The sequence below is a fragment of the Limnohabitans sp. YIMB22184 genome (assembly GCF_048020265.1).
Taxonomy (GTDB): domain Bacteria; phylum Pseudomonadota; class Gammaproteobacteria; order Burkholderiales; family Burkholderiaceae_C; genus Limnohabitans_A.
Window position 1 is genome coordinate 387,761 of the sequence record NZ_CP171843.1, and the last position, 17,077, is coordinate 404,837.

At 60.8% G+C, this 17,077-nt stretch carries 15 protein-coding genes, 1 tRNA gene and 1 other annotated feature; of the genes, 11 read left to right on the forward strand and 5 right to left on the reverse strand.

From position 1 onward, the window contains the following. Positions 1-158: 158 nt before the first annotated feature. Positions 159-497 (reverse strand): ArsR/SmtB family transcription factor, encoded by a 339-nt coding sequence (locus tag ACHEXL_RS01800; RefSeq protein WP_416561292.1) that lies wholly within the window; start codon positions 495-497, stop codon positions 159-161. 127 nt (positions 498-624) lie between these two features. Here ACHEXL_RS01800 and ACHEXL_RS01805 point away from each other — a divergent pair, with 127 nt between their 5' ends. From ACHEXL_RS01805 to ACHEXL_RS01850, 10 genes are all read left to right on the forward strand, one after another. Next, entirely contained in the window at positions 625-1,695 is a 1,071-nt protein-coding gene (locus tag ACHEXL_RS01805; protein ID WP_416560358.1) for an efflux RND transporter periplasmic adaptor subunit, read from the forward strand. Between the two features lie 12 nt (positions 1,696-1,707). Next, positions 1,708-4,938, forward strand: coding sequence for an efflux RND transporter permease subunit (locus ACHEXL_RS01810; protein ID WP_416560359.1), 3,231 nt, complete (start codon positions 1,708-1,710; stop codon positions 4,936-4,938). A 28-nt stretch (positions 4,939-4,966) separates the two neighbouring features. Beyond that, positions 4,967-5,176 carry a YgaP family membrane protein gene (locus ACHEXL_RS01815; RefSeq protein ID WP_291923875.1) on the forward strand — a complete coding sequence of 70 codons (210 nt, stop codon included), beginning with the start codon at positions 4,967-4,969 and terminating at the stop codon, positions 5,174-5,176. Between the two features lie 28 nt (positions 5,177-5,204). Continuing rightward, positions 5,205-6,575, forward strand: coding sequence for a TolC family outer membrane protein (locus tag ACHEXL_RS01820; RefSeq protein WP_416560360.1), 1,371 nt, complete (start codon positions 5,205-5,207; stop codon positions 6,573-6,575). Positions 6,576-6,607: 32 nt separating this feature from the next. Further along, the gene (locus ACHEXL_RS01825) at positions 6,608-6,961 is read left to right on the forward strand and encodes a carboxymuconolactone decarboxylase family protein (RefSeq protein WP_108427550.1); all 354 of its coding nucleotides are present in this window, start codon (positions 6,608-6,610) and stop codon (positions 6,959-6,961) included. A 163-nt stretch (positions 6,962-7,124) separates the two neighbouring features. Beyond that, positions 7,125-8,117: a sulfate ABC transporter substrate-binding protein gene (locus tag ACHEXL_RS01830; protein ID WP_416560361.1), complete on the forward strand. Its 993-nt coding sequence runs from the start codon at positions 7,125-7,127 to the stop codon at positions 8,115-8,117. 9 nt (positions 8,118-8,126) lie between these two features. Continuing rightward, the gene (cysT, locus tag ACHEXL_RS01835; protein ID WP_416560362.1) at positions 8,127-8,990 is read left to right on the forward strand and encodes a sulfate ABC transporter permease subunit CysT; all 864 of its coding nucleotides are present in this window, start codon (positions 8,127-8,129) and stop codon (positions 8,988-8,990) included. Next, positions 8,987-9,874: a sulfate ABC transporter permease subunit CysW gene (gene cysW, locus ACHEXL_RS01840; RefSeq protein WP_416560363.1), complete on the forward strand. Its 888-nt coding sequence runs from the start codon at positions 8,987-8,989 to the stop codon at positions 9,872-9,874. The genes cysT and cysW overlap by 4 nt, the downstream gene beginning before the upstream one ends. A gap of 26 nt (positions 9,875-9,900) precedes the next feature. Further along, positions 9,901-10,995 carry a sulfate/molybdate ABC transporter ATP-binding protein gene (locus ACHEXL_RS01845; protein WP_416560364.1) on the forward strand — a complete coding sequence of 365 codons (1,095 nt, stop codon included), beginning with the start codon at positions 9,901-9,903 and terminating at the stop codon, positions 10,993-10,995. A gap of 86 nt (positions 10,996-11,081) precedes the next feature. Beyond that, positions 11,082-12,017: a cyanophycinase gene (locus ACHEXL_RS01850; protein ID WP_416560365.1), complete on the forward strand. Its 936-nt coding sequence runs from the start codon at positions 11,082-11,084 to the stop codon at positions 12,015-12,017. Between the two features lie 291 nt (positions 12,018-12,308). Here ACHEXL_RS01850 and ACHEXL_RS01855 read toward each other — a convergent pair whose 3' ends face one another. Next, complete coding sequence (locus ACHEXL_RS01855) at positions 12,309-12,563, reverse strand: hypothetical protein (protein WP_416560366.1); 255 nt, start codon at positions 12,561-12,563, stop codon at positions 12,309-12,311. A 92-nt stretch (positions 12,564-12,655) separates the two neighbouring features. Between ACHEXL_RS01855 and ACHEXL_RS01860 the strand changes: the two genes are divergently transcribed. Next, a protein-coding gene (locus ACHEXL_RS01860; protein ID WP_416558777.1) for an IS3 family transposase occupies positions 12,656-13,893 on the forward strand; the annotation gives its coding sequence in 2 pieces (ribosomal slippage) (positions 12,656-12,947 and positions 12,947-13,893; 1,239 coding nt in all). Next, positions 12,937-13,053, forward strand: a sequence feature (AL1L pseudoknot). (Overlaps the previous gene by 117 nt.) A 31-nt stretch (positions 13,894-13,924) precedes the next feature. Here ACHEXL_RS01860 and ACHEXL_RS01865 read toward each other — a convergent pair. The 3 genes from ACHEXL_RS01865 to ACHEXL_RS01875 all read right to left on the reverse strand — a co-directional run bounded on the left by ACHEXL_RS01865 (position 13,925) and on the right by ACHEXL_RS01875 (position 16,873). Continuing rightward, the gene (locus ACHEXL_RS01865; protein ID WP_416560367.1) at positions 13,925-14,338 is read right to left on the reverse strand and encodes a hypothetical protein; all 414 of its coding nucleotides are present in this window, start codon (positions 14,336-14,338) and stop codon (positions 13,925-13,927) included. A 72-nt stretch (positions 14,339-14,410) separates the two neighbouring features. After that, positions 14,411-14,485: transfer RNA gene (locus tag ACHEXL_RS01870), tRNA-Arg, on the reverse strand. Between the two features lie 210 nt (positions 14,486-14,695). Next, on the reverse strand, positions 14,696-16,873 hold the full coding sequence (locus ACHEXL_RS01875; protein ID WP_416560368.1) for a hypothetical protein: 2,178 nt from the start codon (positions 16,871-16,873) through the stop codon (positions 14,696-14,698). Positions 16,874-17,077: the final 204 nt, after the last annotated feature.

Below are 17,077 nucleotides of genomic sequence, written 5' to 3' on the forward strand. Positions count from 1 at the left end.
CCTGAATCATAAAAGATGCCCATCTCACTGCCGTGCAGTCCATGAAACGCGCTTTTGGGTTGGACTGAGGGCCCACGACATCGGCGTTGGACCCGCAGCATGCTTCGGGTGATTCAGCGCACCGACGTGGCCGTGCGGCGGACTTAATCTGAGCCGCGTCAGGACCGCGATGTGAAGGCTGCGCGGCGTCCGGCCGACTTTTCCATTTGGCGGGCGATGTTGCCGCAGACCAGGTCGCACAGCGCAAAGATCGAGGGATCGGCGATGCGGTAGTAGGCGCTGGTGCCCCGGCTTTCGCGCTCGACCAGGCCTTGCTGTGTCATCAAGGCCAGGTGGCGTGAAACGTTGGCGGCGGTGAAGCCACACATCTGGGCCAGCTCGCCCACATTGCGTTCGCCCGAGCGCAGGATGTTGAGGATTTGCAAGCGCGTGGGCTCGGCCAGTACCTGGAAGTAGGCCGCAACTTCCACCAACGCGCCTTCTGGCAACTGTTCCATGGGGGTGCACTCCTGAGGTTTGGTGGATTGTTTCATGGGTGGATTGACCGTGTTGTTTTTTATTGTATCATTGCATAATCAAGCAATCAGTTAAATAAGCAAGTAATAATCGATAAAGGACAAAACCATGCAACGCTCCTCCTTGCTGACCTTGGCCATGGGTGTATCCCTTGTCACATCTTCCTGGGCGCAAAGCATGGCCATGGCCGCCGATGCGGCGCCCTTGAAGGTGATCGCGGTGCAAAGCAGTGCCGTGGGTCAGGCCGACAGCAGCCTGGATGCCGTGGTCGAGGCGGTGCGCCAGACCACCTTGTCCACCCAGGTGGCCGGTGCGGTGGTGGCCTTGCGCGTCAAGGCGGGCGATCAGGTCAAGGCCGGGCAGGAGTTGCTGCGCATCGATGCGCGTGCCGCCCAGCAAGGCGTGGTGGGGTCCACGGCACAGGTTGAGGCGGCGCAGGCCCAACTGGCTGTGGCCAGCCAGGAACTGGCGCGGCAAAAACAGCTGCTGCAAAAACAATACATCAGCCAGGCCGCGTTTGAGCGTGCACAAGCCCAGTGGGACGCGGCCAAGGCGCAGGTGAAAGCGATGCAGGCCCAGACCCAGGCCGCACAAATGCAGTCGGGCTTTTTCATCGTGAATGCGCCCTATCCCGGTGTGGTGAGCGATGTGCAGGTCACTTTGGGTGACATGGCCATGCCGGGCCGGGCCTTGATCACCCTTCACGACCCGTCGGCCTTGCGTGTCACGGCGGCGGTACCTCAGGCCATGCTGGCGTCGGTGAGTGCCCAGCCCAAGGCGGTCCGTTATGAACTGCCCGGTGTGGCGGGACACAGCACGCCGCAAGTGCCGCAGCAGGTGCAGGTGTTGCCCTCAGTGGACCCGGTCACGCACACCGGTCAGGTCCGTCTGGGTTTGCCCGCTGGCATCGAGGGGCTGGCTCCGGGCATGTTTGCGCGGGTTTGGCTGCCAGGTGCCGTCAACGGCAAAGCTGTGGCGCCGCGCCTGTATTTGCCCGCCAGCGCCATCGTGCGCCGGGCGGAGATGACGGGGGTCTACGTGATCAACGCCCAGGGCCAGCCCAGCCTGCGTCAGGTGCGACTGGGGCAGACGGTGGGCGAGCGGGTGGAGGTGCTCAGCGGCTTGCGTGCCGACGACAAAGTGGCTGCCGAGCCGCAACTGGCGGGCGCGGTGCGCTGAAAGGGCCAGGACATGAACGAGCCCCGCCACATGAACACCAACATGAGCATTTCCGGCCGCATCGCGGCCCTGTTCCAGAGCGCGCAGATCACGCCGCTCTTGGCCCTGGTGGCTTTGCTGCTGGGCATTTTTGCGGTGATGGTTACGCCGCGTGAAGAGGAACCCCAGATCAATGTGACCATGGCCAATGTGCTGGTGCCTTTCCCAGGTGCGGCCGTGCGAGATGTGGAGCAGATGGTGGCGGTGCCGGCCGAGCAGGTGCTCTCGCGCATCGTGGGCGTCGAGCACGTCATGTCGGTGTCGCGTCCGGGTGTGGCGGTGCTCACGGTGCAGTTCAAGGTGGGCGTGCCGCGCTCCGAAGCCCTGGTGCGTTTGCACGACACGATCCGCGACAACGCCGACTGGCTGCCCAAGGGCCTGGGTGTGATGGAGCCCTTGATCAAACCCAAAGGCGTGGACGATGTGCCCATTGTCACGCTGACCCTGTTCAGCAAGAACACCGAGACCGGTGCCTACAGCCTGGAGCGCGTGGCGCACAGCATGGAAGCCGATCTCAAACGCGTCAAAGGCACGCAGGACGTGCAGACCCTCGGCGGCCCCGAGCGTGCGGTGCTGGTGCAGATCGAGCCCGAGCGCATGGCCGGTTTTGGCGTCACGGTGAGCGATCTGCGCATGGCCTTGCAGTCGGCCAACTCGGGGCTGCCCGTGGGCGAGCTGATCGCGGGCAACAAAAGTGTGAGCATCGAGGCCGGGCCATTCCTGTCGCAAGCGGCCGATGTGGCCGATCTGGTGGTGGGTGTGCAAGGCGGCCGCCCCGTGTTTCTGAAAGATGTGGCCAAAGTGGAAGAAGGTCCCTTGCCCGCCACACGCTATGTGACGCACGGCCTGGGCCAAGCTGCTGGCGGCGGCGAATACCCCGCTGTGACTTTGGCCATCACCAAAAAACCGGGTGAAAACGCCATCGACGTGGCCAATGCGGTGATGGACCGTGTGGCAGCGCTGCGCGGCACGGTGATCCCGGCGGATGTGGAGGTGGCCGAGACGCGCAATTACGGCGCCACGGCCAACGACAAGGCGCAAAAGCTGATCCAGAAGCTGCTGTTTGCCACGGCTTCGGTGGTGGCGCTGGTGTTCATTGCGCTGGGCAAGCGCGAGGCGGCGATTGTGGGCACGGCCGTCATCCTGACGCTCACGGTGACGCTGTTCGCCTCCTGGGCCTGGGGCTTCACGCTCAACCGCGTGTCGCTGTTTGCGCTGATTTTTTCGATCGGCATTCTGGTGGACGATGCCATCGTGGTGGTGGAAAACATCCACCGCCACCAGCAGTTGTACCCGGGCAAGACGCTGGCCGAGATCATTCCCGGTGCGGTCGATGAAGTGGGCGGCCCCACAATTTTGGCCACGCTCACCGTGATTGCCGCGCTCTTGCCCATGGCCTTTGTGAGCGGTTTGATGGGCCCGTACATGAGCCCGATCCCGATCAACGCCAGCATGGGCATGCTGCTCTCGTTGGTCATTGCCTTTGTCGTCACGCCCTGGCTGGCCCGCATCTGGATGAAGGCTTCGCATGCCGACGCTGCGCACGCAGCACCGACCGGTTTGGCAGCCAAGCTGGGCCCCTTGTTCGAGCGCGTGTTCGCGCCCTTGCTGCACAACGAGCAAGGTGGGCGCAACCGCAAGCTGCTGGGCCTGGGCATTGCCGCGTTGATTGCGATTTCGCTGGTGCTGCCGGCCACGGGTTTGGTGCTGCTCAAGATGCTGCCCTTCGACAACAAGTCGGAATTCCAGGTGGTGGTGGACATGCCTGTGGGCACGCCGGTGGAAGAAACCGCCGCCGTCATGCGCGAGCTGGGTGCCTATCTGGCGCAGCAGCCCGAGGTCACCGATTACCAAGCTTATGCAGGCACCTCGTCGCCGATCAACTTCAATGGCCTGGTGCGCCAGTACTACCTGCGCTCAGGCGGCGAGGTGGGTGACATGCAGGTCAAGCTGGTGGACAAGAGCCAGCGCAAAGACCAGAGCCACGCGATCGCCACGCGCCTGCGCCCCGCCTTGCAGGCCATCGGCCAGCGCCTGGGCGCCAACGTGAAGGTGGTCGAGATGCCGCCCGGCCCGCCCGTGTTGGCCTCCATCGTGGCCGAGATTTACGGGCCAGACGCCGAAGGCCGCCGCCGCGTGGCCAAGGCGGTGCGTGCCATTTTTGAAAAGACCGACAACGTGGTGGACGTGGACGACAGCAGCATCGCCGCCGCACCGCGCCAACTGCTGCTGGTGGACCGCCGCAAGGCCGCGGCCTTGGGCATTCCCCAGCAGGCCATTGTGGCCACCTTGCGTGCGGGCCTGGCCGGAGAGGCTGCGACCTATCTGCACGACGGCAGCAAATACCCCGCTGCGGCCTTGATCCAGTTGCCCGCCGAGCGGCATGGTGACTTGTCGGCCTTGCTGCAGCTGACGGTGCGCGGCGCCTCGGGCAAGCTGGTGCCGATCCGCGAGCTGGTCACAGTGACTGACAGCGAGCGCGAGCAACCCGTGATCCATAAAGACCTGCTGCCCGTGAACTTTGTCACCGCCGACATGGCCGGAAAACTGGACAGCCCGCTGTACGGCATGTTCCAGATGCGCAGTGCCATTCAGAAGATCCAGACGCCCGATGGCCAGGCGCTGGGCGAGTACTTCATCCACCAGCCGTCCGACGCCTGGCGCGGCTACGCCCTCAAGTGGGACGGTGAGTGGCAGATCACCTACGAGACCTTCCGCGACATGGGCGCGGCCTACGCGGTGGGCCTGGTGCTGATCTATCTGCTGGTGGTGGCACAGTTTGGCTCTTACCTCACGCCGCTGATCATCATGGCGCCGATCCCGCTGACCATCATCGGTGTCATGCCCGGGCACGCGCTGCTGCAGTCGCAGTACACCGCCACCAGCATGATCGGCATGATCGCGCTGGCCGGCATCATCGTGCGCAACTCCATCTTGCTGGTGGACTTCATCCACCTGCAGGTCAAAGAGGGCGTGCCTTTCAAGCAGGCCATCGTGCAGTCGGCCATCACCCGTGCCCAGCCCATCATGCTTACGGGCGGCGCGGCCATGTTGGGCGCTTTCTTCATCCTGGATGACCCGATCTTCAACGGTCTGGCCATCTCGCTGATCTTCGGCATTTTTGTCTCGACCGTCCTCACGCTGGTCGTGATCCCCACGCTCTACTACGCGGCCTACCGCCGTCAGTACGAGAGCAACCCTTGAGTTTCGTCAACCCTTAGGAGAACTTTTCATGAAATCCTGGCAAATCGTCCGCCTCGTCGCAGGCACCTTCATCCTCTTGTCGCTGGCCTTGGGCATCGAAGGCAGCCCCATCTTTGTGAGCCCCTGGTGGCTGGCATTCACCGCCTTTGTGGGGGCCAACCTGCTGCAAAGTGCGCTGACGAAGTGGTGCCTGATGGAATCCATCCTGCGCAAATTTGGCGTGCAACCCGGCTGCTGATCCGCCTTCAGCCCAAGGGGAGAATCACATGAACCCACGCACGCTGCTGGCGGGGGCTTTGCTGGCGCTGTGCGCCACAGCCACCGCGGCCACCGACCTGTTGCAAGTCTGGCAGGCTGCCCGCCAGCATGACCCGCAAGGCGCGGTCAGTGAAGCGGGTCGTGCGGCCGGCGCGACCCGGCGCGAACAGGCTGCTGCTTTGTGGCGGCCCAACCTGGGTCTGAGCGCCAGCGCGGGCTGGGCCAACGGACAGAGCCAGATGAAGGGGGCGCAGTTTTCTGCGCTCAATTCAGGCCTGTCTGACCAAGCCAATTTCAGCACCTCGATCAACGGCGGAACCGCCACCCGCTGGGCCCTGAACGCCAGACAGCCGCTTTACAGCCCCGAGCGCCGTGCCCAAGCGGCCCAGCTGCAAGTGGCCGCACAGGCCAGCGAGCACGAGTGGCAACTGAGCCAACAGGACTGGATGCTGCAGACCACACAGCGTTACATGGATGTGGTGCAGGCCGAACGCCGCCTGGCGCTGGTGCTGCAACAACAGCAGGCGGTGAACCAAGCCCTGACCGAGGCGAAAGACCGCTTTGCCTTGGGTGATGCACCGATCACCGACACCCACGAAGCCCAGGCGCGTGCGCAGGCTTTGGCGGCCGAGGCCATTGCCGCCCGCAATGCGCTGGACATGGCGCGGCAGGTGCTGGCCGATGTGACCGGTTGGCCTGCCCAAAGTTTGCAATTGCAAGCTCCGGTTCGCGTGGTCACGGGGCAGGCCATCGAGCCCTTGGCCACTTGGCTGCAGCGTGCCGAGCAGCACAGCCCGGTGCTCAAGCTGCAGCAAGCCCAGGTTCAATCGGCGCAGCAGGACATCGACAAATACCGCGCATCGGCTTCGCCCACGCTGGACCTGGTGGCACAAGCCTCGCGTGAGCGGCTCGGTGGTTCGGGCGACTTCGGCGCAGCCAGCAACACGCAAAGTCAGCAGATGGTGGGTTTGATGCTGAATGTGCCGCTCTACACCGGTGGCTGGCGCAGCGCCAAGCTGCAAGAGGCCGTGCACCTGCACGACAAAGCCCGTGCCGAGCTCGAGCGCAGTCGCCAACAGGTGGCCCAGATGACCCGTGCCGCCTGGCAGGCGGTGCAAAGCGGGCAGGCGCGTCTGGCTGCGCTCGATGCAGCCCGCACGGCCAGTCAGGCCCGGCTGGACGCGACCCGGCTGGGCCGCCAGGTGGGTGACCGCACCACGCTGGATTTGCTCAACGCACAAAACGACGCCAGCGCCGCCGAGCTGGCCTGGCTGCAAGGGCAGATCGACACCCTGATGGCGCAGCTGCGCCTGCATGCTACGGCCGGGCAACTCGATGTGCCGCAGCTGCAGGCGGTCAATGCGGCGCTACAGCCCTGAAAACGGGCACTGTCATTTGGAGAGCAACACACATGAGCACCTTTGATCACCCCGCATTGATCCAGAACATCAGCCAGGCCATGGGCGGCTTGCGCAAGGCGCAGCCCGAGGCCATGCAGGGCTTTGGCCAGCTGGCCAAGTCGGCCATGGCCGAAGGCGCCATCAGCGAAAAACACAAGGAACTGATGGCCCTGGCGATCGGCATCACCCAGCATTGCTCGGGCTGTATCGGCTTCCATGTCAAGGCGCTGCGTCGTCTGGGCTGCACACGCCAGGAGCTGGAAGAAATGCTGGCGGTGTGCGTGTACATGGGCGGTGGCCCTGCGCTGATGTACGCGTCCGAGGCCTGGGCGGCCTGGGATGCATTTGCGCCTGCGCAGGCCTGAGCTACAGCTGTTTGCCTTTATCTGTTTGCAGATATAAGCAAACAACAAATGATTCGTTTGAGAAAGCAGTGGCTGCGCCCACAATCGCGGCCATGACTGGATACGTGCCGATCGTTGCGATGGGCGCGTTCAACAGCCCCTCTGTTTCCCAAATCGAATCCCCATGAAAAAACACACCCTCATCGCTTTGGCCGCCACGCTGGCTTTGTCCGGTCTGTCGGCCAGTGCCCAGACCTTGCTCAACGCTTCCTACGACGTGGCCCGCGAGTTCTACAAGGACTACAACGCCGCTTTTGCGGCGCATTACAAAAAGACCACCGGCAAGGACGTGAAAATCGACCAGGCCCACGGTGGCTCCAGCGCCCAGGCGCGTGCCGTCAACGACGGCCTGGACGCCGATGTGGTGACCATGAACACCACCACCGATGTGGACTTTCTGGCCAGCACCGGTGTGGTGGCCAAGGACTGGACCAAGCGCTTTCCCCACAGCGCATCGCCCACCACCTCCACCATGCTGTTCCTCACACGCAACGGCAACCCCAAAGGCATCAAGGACTGGGACGATCTGGTCAAGCCCGGCATCAAGGTGATCGTGGTCAACCCCAAAACCGGTGGCAATGGCCGCATGGCTTATCTGGCCGCCTGGGGTTATGTGAAGAAGAAGGGCGGCTCGGACGCTGAGGCCGCTGACTTTGTGAGCAAGCTTTACAAAAACGTGCCGGTGCTGGCCAAGGGCGGGCGCGATGCGACCACCATCTTCCTGCAGCGCAACATCGGCGATGTGCTGGTGACTTTCGAGTCCGAAGTCGTGTCGGTGGACCGCGAATTTGGTGTGGGCAAAGTGGATGCAATCCATCCGTCCATCAGCATCGTGGCCGAGAACCCGGTCGCCGTGGTGGAGCGCACCGTGGCCAAGAAGGGCACAGCCGCCTTGGCCAAGGAATACCTGGACTACCTGTACTCCGAAGAAGCGCAGGAGATTGCGGCCAAGCACGCACTGCGCCCGCGTTCGCAAACGGTGCTCAAAAAATACAGCAACACGTTCAAGCCATTGCAGCTGTTCACCGTGAACGAGGTGTTTGGCTCGCTGGCCGATGCCCAGAAGGTGCACTTCAACGACGGCGGTCAGTTCGACAAAATCTACACCGTCAAATAAGTTTCTCCCATGAGCGCTTTGTCCATCGCGGCACCCGCCCCACGGCGGGCGCCAGCCAAGGTGTTGCCCGGGTTCAACCTGACCCTGGGCTTCACCCTCTTTTACCTCTGCCTGATTGTGCTGATTCCTTTGTCGGCGCTGGTGTTCAAAACCTTCACCTTGACCTGGGACCAGTTCTGGGCGGCCGTGACAGGCCCCCGTGTCATGGCGTCTTACCGGTTGACCTTTGGGGCGTCATTGATCGCGGCCCTGGTCAATGTGGTGTTTGGTTTGCTGGTGGCCTGGGTGCTGGTGCGCTATGACTTCTTCGGCAAAAAAATCGTCGACGCGCTGGTTGATTTGCCCTTTGCCCTGCCCACGGCGGTGGCGGGCATCTCGCTCACGGCGCTGTTGGCGGGCAATGGCTGGATCGGCCAATACCTGGAGCCGCTGGGCATTGAGCTCGCCTTCAACCCCAATGGCGTTGTGATCGCGTTGATCTTCATCGGCTTGCCCTTTGTGGTGCGCACGGTGCAGCCGGTGCTGGAAGACACCGAAAAAGAACTCGAAGAAGCCGCGACCTGCTTGGGTGCGACGCGCTGGCAGACTTTCTCGCGGGTGATTTTTCCGTCGATTGCGCCTGCATTGCTCACGGGTTTTGCCATGGCGTTTGCCCGCGCCATCGGCGAATACGGCTCGGTCATTTTCATCGCGGGCAATATGCCCATGGTGTCGGAGATCACGCCGCTGATCATCATCGGCAAGCTCGAGCAATACGACTATGCCGGTGCCACCGCCGTGGCTTTGGTCATGCTGGTCTTCTCGTTTGTCTTGCTGCTGGTCATCAACGCCTTGCAGACCTGGCAGCGCCGCCGCTCGGGAGTGTCCTCATGAGCCAAACCCTCACCACCAACAAGGTGCAGGCGGGCACCACCGAGGCCCGCTGGATCCGTTACAGCCTGATCGGCACTGCGCTGGTTTTCATGTTCCTCTTCCTGGTCTTGCCTTTGGCGGCGGTGTTCACCGAAGCCTTGCGCAAAGGGCTGGACGCCTACCTGGAAGCCCTCAAGGAGCCAGACGCCTGGTCGGCGATTCGCCTGACGCTGATCACCGCCGCGGTGGCGGTGCCGCTCAATCTGGTGTTTGGCGTGGCTGCAGCCTGGGCGATTGCCAAGTACGAGTTCAAGGGCAAATCGCTTTTGACCACGCTGGTCGATTTGCCGTTTTCGGTGTCGCCCGTGGTCGCAGGTTTGATCTATGTGCTGATGTTCGGCGCACAGGGCTGGTTTGGCCCCTGGCTGCAGGCCAACGACATCAAGATTGTGTTTGCGGTGCCGGGCATCATCTTGGCGACGGTGTTTGTCACTTTCCCGTTCATCGCCCGCGAGCTGATCCCGCTCATGCAAGCACAGGGCAGCGACGAAGAGCAGGCGGCCATTGTGCTGGGCGCTACCGGCTGGCAGACCTTCTGGCGCGTGACCTTGCCCAATATCAAATGGGGCCTGCTGTATGGCGTGATCTTGTGCAACGCCCGTGCCATGGGCGAGTTCGGCGCGGTGTCGGTGGTGTCCGGTCACATCCGGGGTCAGACCAACACCATGCCGCTGCATGTGGAAATTTTGTACAACGAATACCAGTCGGTGGCTGCATTCGCCGTGGCCTCGCTGCTGGCCTTGCTGGCGCTGGTGACTTTGGCCATCAAGTCGGTCATCGAATGGCGCCACGCACAAGAACTCAAGGCCGCTGCCGACACGCCGCCCGAGCGGCCCATCGCCTGAAACACCCATCGACAACGGTTTAAAACATGAGCATCGAAATCCGCAACGTCCACAAACAGTTTGGCGACTTCACCGCACTGAACAACGTCAGCCTCGACATCGAATCGGGCGAACTCGTCGCGCTGCTCGGCCCCTCGGGCTGCGGCAAAACCACGCTGTTGCGCATCATCGCGGGCCTGGAAACCGCTGACCAGGGCACCATCGCCTTTAGCGGCGAAGACACCACCCATGTGCACGTGCGCGAACGTCAAGTGGGTTTTGTGTTCCAGCACTACGCCTTGTTCCGCCACATGACGGTGTTTGAAAACGTCGCCTTTGGCCTGCGCGTCAAGCCCCGCAAAGAGCGCCCCAGCGAGTCCGAAATCCAGCGCAAAGTCCACGAGCTGCTGGGCCTGGTGCAACTCGACTGGCTGGCCGACCGCTACCCCTCGCAGCTGTCTGGCGGGCAACGCCAACGCATTGCGCTGGCCCGCGCACTCGCGGTCGAACCGAAGGTGTTGTTGCTTGACGAGCCTTTTGGCGCCCTGGACGCCAAGGTGCGCAAGGAGCTGCGCCGCTGGCTGCGCCGACTGCACGACGAACTCAACGTCACCAGCATCTTTGTGACGCACGACCAGGAAGAAGCGCTGGAAGTCGCTGACCGCGTGGTGCTGATGAACAAGGGCAATATCGAGCAGATCGGTTCGCCCCAAGACGTGTGGGACCACCCGGCCAGTCCGTTTGTGTATGGCTTTTTGGGCGATGTGAACCTGTTCCATGGCCGCGCCCACGAAGGTGAGATGCTGATCGGTGCCGACCAGCATGCCATCCGTCTGGAAAGCCCGGAGCATGGCCAGGTGCAGGACGCCAAGGCTTTCGCCTATGTGCGCCCACACGATCTGGATGTGACCCGCTATGCCCCGGGCAGCGCCCACACCGGCATTGTGGCCAAGCTCAGTCGCGCCATCGTGGTGGGGCCCGTGGCGCGTTTGGAGCTGGAGCCTGTGGAAGCGGGCATGTTTGGCCGGGATGCCGTGATCGAGGCGCAGCTGTCGGCCTCGCAATACCGCCAGCAGGACTTCAAGGAAGGTGAGACTCTGGTGCTGACACCCCGTAAAGCACGGGTGTTTGTGGAGGGTTGATTGGCGCAGTGGTTCCGTTGGCTGAAAAATCTGCGGATCTGCGCTGGCGCACAAGTGCTCCTCGCGTCATGGGTTAGAGTGACCCCATGAACCGAAGAGATCTTTTAGGCGGTGTGACTGCTGGGGCTGTGGCCGCACTGGCGGGATGGCCCGCATGGGCCCAAACCCCCAAAATCTCACGCCTGGTGATCGTGGGCGGGGCCGAAGACCGGCTGCAGGACCGCATCATCTTGCGCAAATTCACCGACTATTGCGGCGGCAGCCAGGCGCGCATCCGCGTCATCACCGCGGCCAGCGGTGACCCTGAAGGGGTTTGGCAAAGTTACCAAAATGCTTTCAGGTCCATCGGGGTGGAAGACGTGCAGCGTCTGGCCATCGATGACCGCGACAGTGCCCACGCTGCGCCACTGCAAGCCGAGATTCTGCAAGCCGACGGCATTTTCATGAGTGGCGGCGATCAGTCCAAACTCATGGACACCTTGTGGGACACCCCTGCTTACCAGTCACTGCACCAGTCGTTTCACCTCAACCGTTGCTGCATCGGGGGCACCAGCGCAGGCGCAGCCGTCATGTCGCGCCACATGATCGCCCAAGGGCCCTCGATCCTGAGGCCCAGCAAGGAGGCGGTGGACACCGATATTGGCTTGGGTTTGTTGTCTCAAGCCGTGGTGGACCAGCATTTCTCCGAGCGCAGGCGGCTGGCGCGTTTGTTGTCCACCTTGGCCATGCGCCCGGATTTGCTGGGCGTGGGCATTGACGAAGACACTGCCTTGGTGATCGAGCGTGGCGAAGCGATGGAGGTCATCGGCAAAGGCACGGTGACCTTGGTGGACCCCTCGCAGATGCAGTCGAATGTGAGCGAGCTGGATACCCTAGAGCAAATCGAAATGCTGGGGGTTCAGTTGCATGTGTTGCCGGCCGGTCACCGCTACAGCCTGAAAACCCTGGCCAAGACAGCACGCTCAGCCCCTTTGCGCCGCGCCATCCAGCGCTTGGTGGCGGTGGGGCCCATCCGGGGTTGAAGTTCAGCCACAGGGCATGTGAGGCAACTGTGGTGCCCCCGACAGGAATTCAGGAACCTAAGGGTGGACCATAAGTCTTTGATTTTAAAGAGGTCTGGAGTGCAATGGGTTAAAGAACTACCACTAAGTCACCACACAAAGGGGCTACTCTGAAGAGTAAGGCAAATCAAGCTGGAGTGCGTTCAATAAAGCCGTAACCTTGGTGACTAAAGAAAAGTTGAAATCAAAAAAGCGGTCATGCAACCTTGCATGGGGGATACAGCAATAACTGACAGAGGCAAAAAGCACCTGTTATTTCATGGCTCCCATCACCTTCTTAGGAGCGGCTATGCAAAGTTCGTGTTCAGATTTCAACCATGGATCTTCAAAGACGTAGTTACCTGATTTCAGGTAATTGGCGTTCATGCGAGCGATATAAATATTTGCGAACTCCAAAGCTATGTCGACGGTCTCCTGAAACCAATCATCTTTAGATTTTCTGCTGTTTGAACTCTGGATTTTCTGGATCACCATTTCGGTGTCAGCAGCGTACTCGATCAGGCTCATGCCCTCCTTCCGCCATTCCTCAGATCGCTCTTTGAGGCGATCTGAATCGCCCCGGGTTTTGAGGAGGCTCCACACTTTGAGAAGATGGAGCCATGAGCAAGAAATCGAACCGTTTTTCACCCGAAGTGCGCGAACGCGCTGTCCGCATGGTGCTCGAGCACCGTGGCGAGTACCCATCCCTTTGGGCCACCATTGAGTCCATTGCCCCCAAGATCGGGTGTGTGCCGCAAACCCTCAACGACTGGGTTCGCCAGCACGAGGTTGACGAAGGCATGCGCGATGGCGTCAGCTCTGATGAGCGCGCCCGCATCAAAGACCTCGAACGCGAAGTCAAGGAACTGCGCAAAGCCAACGAAATCCTCAAACTGGCGAGCGCTTTTTTTGCCCAGGCGGAGCTCGACCGCCGACTCAAGTCTTAAGGGACTTTGTTGATCAAAACCGTCACGCCTACGGGGTCGAGCCGATTTGCAACGTGCTGCAAATCGCCCCTTCTGGCTACAGGTGCCATGCTGCCCGCCAACGCAAGCCCGAGCTGCTTTGCGCCCGGACCAAACGCGATGAAGCCCTGATCCCGCAAATCCAAGCCGTCTGGCAGGCCAATATGCAGGTCTACGGCGCAGACAAGGTCTGGCACCAGATGAATCGTGAAGGAACCAAGGTGGCGCGCTGCACGGTCGAGCGGCTCATGAAGCGCATGGGATTGCACGGCGTTCGCCGGGGCAAGGTCGTGCAAACCACCGTCTCGGACAAAGCCGCGCCATGCCCGCTGGACCGGGTCAATCGCCAGTTCAAAGCAGAGCGTCCAAACCAACTGTGGGTGTCGGACTTCACCTATGTCAGCACCTGGCAGGGCTGGCAATACGTGGCCTTTGTGATCGACGTGTTTGCACGGCGCATCGTGGGCTGGCGGGTGAGCAGTTCGATGCGTACTGACTTTGTGTTGGATGCCCTGGAGCAAGCCTTGTTCGACAGACAACCTGAACGCTCAGATGCATTGATACATCACTCGGACAGGGGGTCTCAATATGTTTCCATTCTCTACACCGAACGCCTGGCCCAAGCTGGGATAGAGCCATCGGTGGGCAGCCGTGGCGACAGCTACGACAACGCGCTGGCCGAGACGATCAATGGGCTGTACAAGGCCGAATTGATACACCGCCGTGCACCCTGGAAAACCAAGGAGGCACTGGAACTGGCAACCCTGGAATGGGTGGCTTGGTTCAACCACCACCGACTGCTGAGCTCGATTGGGTATATTCCACCGGCTGAAGCTGAGGTGAACTACTACCGGCAGCTAGCCGGGAAGCACGAGACCGAGGTCTCAACTTAAACCAACTGGCCTCCACGAAACCCGGGGCGATTCAGTACGCATCAGTAACTGCATTGATTGTCTCGCCAAGCCGTACACGTGCATCATTGCCAGCTTCAGTAAGTTCAGAAGTACGTTTGACGGCAGCCAGCTCTTGATCTACTCCGGTAACCCAAAGCCATGTTTTAACTGCACGAAAAATTTCACTTGGAGTGCTGAGGTTTGGTTTTCTGCTATCCCTAGCTGCAACCAATTGGAGGTTTTCAATTTCCTCTTTAAGCTTTTTTGCTTCAAGTGCAGCTTCTGATGAGTTAGCTACTCGCAGCGGCTTGAGAAAAATCTTTGACTTCGGGAAAAGTGGAAACCATCCTTTGTCACTGTTCAGGCGTTTCTCGAACAGAAAGCGCCCTTGTTCTTGACGGAAGTATTTGCTTTGGCGCTTAGGGTGAGATTTGATGTTTGTCACGTAAATTGTCAAGTGAATTGCAGGAATTTTAACCTACTATTCGTTTAAAATCAACAACTTACGAAATTTCAATGGTGCCCCCGACAGGAATCGAACCTGTATCACTCCCTTAGGAGGGGAGAGTTCTATCCATTGAACTACGGTGGCGAGAATCTGATTTTACAGGGCATGCAAACGCCGCAGCGCCTGCTACTCACGTGGTCAACAGACGCATCGCATCCTCCAGCCCTTTGAGGGTGAGCGTATGCGACCTGCCGGGCGCCTCGCAAGGCAGTGCAAGCCTTGGACGCCTTGAACATGCTGCACACTCTGATCACATCTGCCCAGGCGTGTGGGCCATTCAGCCATTGAGCCTCATCAAGGCTTGCCTGATCGGCCTTCTGCCTTGCCCCATTCCAGCCAGTGGTCAAAGGCTTTATCGTAGCCGGTAGCGCCATAAAGCTTTTGCAAATCTGGGGAACGGGCCAGATAGGCTTTGATGCTGAAATCCGGGCTGCCTTGACGGCCCTGGGGAATGCCGACATCCAGCCAGTTTTGCACCAAGCCATCGCGTCCCCTTTTGTAGGCCGCGTCGTAGGCGTCTGGGTAGGTCCACATGTACCAGCTTGGGGAGAACTCCAAGCTGCCTCGGCGGCCCTCGCCCCAGCCGGTGGAGCGCCAGTGCTCGATGAGGTCCACATCTGCTTTGACCAATTCGGGATTGGTGTCGTAGTAGTAATCCCAGTCAAACACCGAACCGGCAAACATCGGGGGCGTTTTCGGTGGGTTGCGTTTCTTTTTCTTCTGGCCGAAGGCGCCTTTAACAAAGTTGCCCGCCGACTTGAATGATTGCGCTGCCTGGTGGGTGGCCTGGTGAGCCACGTCGCGGGCCATGTCTTTAAGCTTATCGGCGGCCTGTTGCGGTTTGTAGCCTTCCAGAGACTGACCGTTGCTTGTGATCCAGCGCAGGCCCGCCTTGAGGCTGTTGCCCGTGCAGGCGTTGATCAGTGAAGGGTCCACGTTCTTTGCGGACACTCGCCGCATCACATAGTCCAGCGTGAAGGTGGGCACGAGGTCAAGCTTTTGCTTGACCTCGAAAGGTTGCGCGCAAATACCCTCTGCGCCCACATGCATCTCGTTGTTGAAAACAGCGAGGTATAACCAGCGTCCAGAAACCTCACCCTGTGCGTACCAGTTTTGTTCTTGGCGGGTGAACGTGGTCGTGCTCTCTAGCTTGATGTTCTGCGTGCCCAGCGGTCCGACATTCAAGGATGCCCATACATTGGCCTTGCCGCGCAGGCCAAGGGGGCCGGCATAGAAGGACACGTCCGCCACCTCCTGCCCCAGGAACTTGCCAATGCCCGCGATTTTCAGCATGGGGCCTTGGACCGTCTTGCCTGTGCCGTCTTCCATCGAGGCGCCAGGGCCCACAATCATCAGGTTGAAGGCGTTGACGGATGGGAAGGGTCGGGTTTCGTCTGCATACCGGTACTCCCCAACGGTGTGGGGGTTGCGGACCTGGATCATGGACAAGGGCTTGGTGCTGTTTTGCAGCAACTGCTGGTAAAGGTTGACCTCCTTCAGGAAGCCTCCGCCGGGCAGCTTGGGCGTGGCCATGGCCAGCGACAGGCGCGCCACGTCCTCCAGCGTGAGGCTCTGGGCGGCCAGGGCGAACTTGAAGTCCGCAAAGTCCATCACGCCGCCGGGATTGAGCGGTGTCTCGAACTGGGTGATGAACTTCTTGCCGCCTGGGATGACCAGGTTGCCCTTGAAGCCCACCACGCCGCTGTTCTTGACCGAGAACATGGCATCGGTGACCTGCATGGCCGACATGCCCATCAGCCCTGTGAATGCCGAGCCGGGAGCGGTCTGCAGTTCGAGGTAGAACTCGGGCAAATCCTGGAATGTGGCGCCTATGTTCTTGATGCCATTGAGCATCGTCAGCCCCAGTGCCACTTGCCCGTTTGTGTCGGTTGGCGTGGGAATCGCCATGCCGGCCCGCATCAGGAAGCTTTGCACCGGCATGCCCATGCCGCTTTCCAGCACGGTCTTCATGAGACCGTTGAGGCTGATGTTCCCCTGCAACTGGAAGCCCGACTTGAACTCCAGCTTGGAATTGCCGTAGTAGCTGCGTTTAACGACTTGCTTGAGGTCGTCGTTCATATCCTCGGTCTTCAGAGAGAAGTCGATGGTGGCCAGCGAGAAGATGGTATCGTTGACCGAGCTGCCCGCGATGCGGCGCCAGGTGCTGTTGTTGAACACATTGGGCAGGGCGATGTTCCCACCCACGACAAGAAACATGGTCTGGCTCACGCTGCTGCTGCCGTACAAGTACAGCATGACAGGGGTGCCGCTGACTATTGTTTTGGCCGTGTAACCCCCTCTGATGGGGGTCAGACCGGCGATGAGCTGTGTGGCCACGCTACTGATCCCGGGTACCGGAAGGGCCTTGATGGCCTCGGCCAGGTTCGGGTTGATCGGCACCTGTGCGTTCACAGGGGTGTTGAGCGCCAGGGCTGCCAACCATGCGAGGGCGAATTTGATGAATGTTGTCATGGAGAAGGGATCGTCGATCAATTCGCCATCGTAAGGACGCAGGAGCCAGGCAGGTATTCCTCGCCGCATGCGGAGTGTTCCTGGCCGCACTCAACCGAGGCAGTTCAGCGAGGGATGCAAGATCGGCGATGCGCTTGCACCGCTTGGCAGAACGACATTGATGGTTGGCGGGCGCCCTGATTTTGCAAGTCATACAGGCGCCGC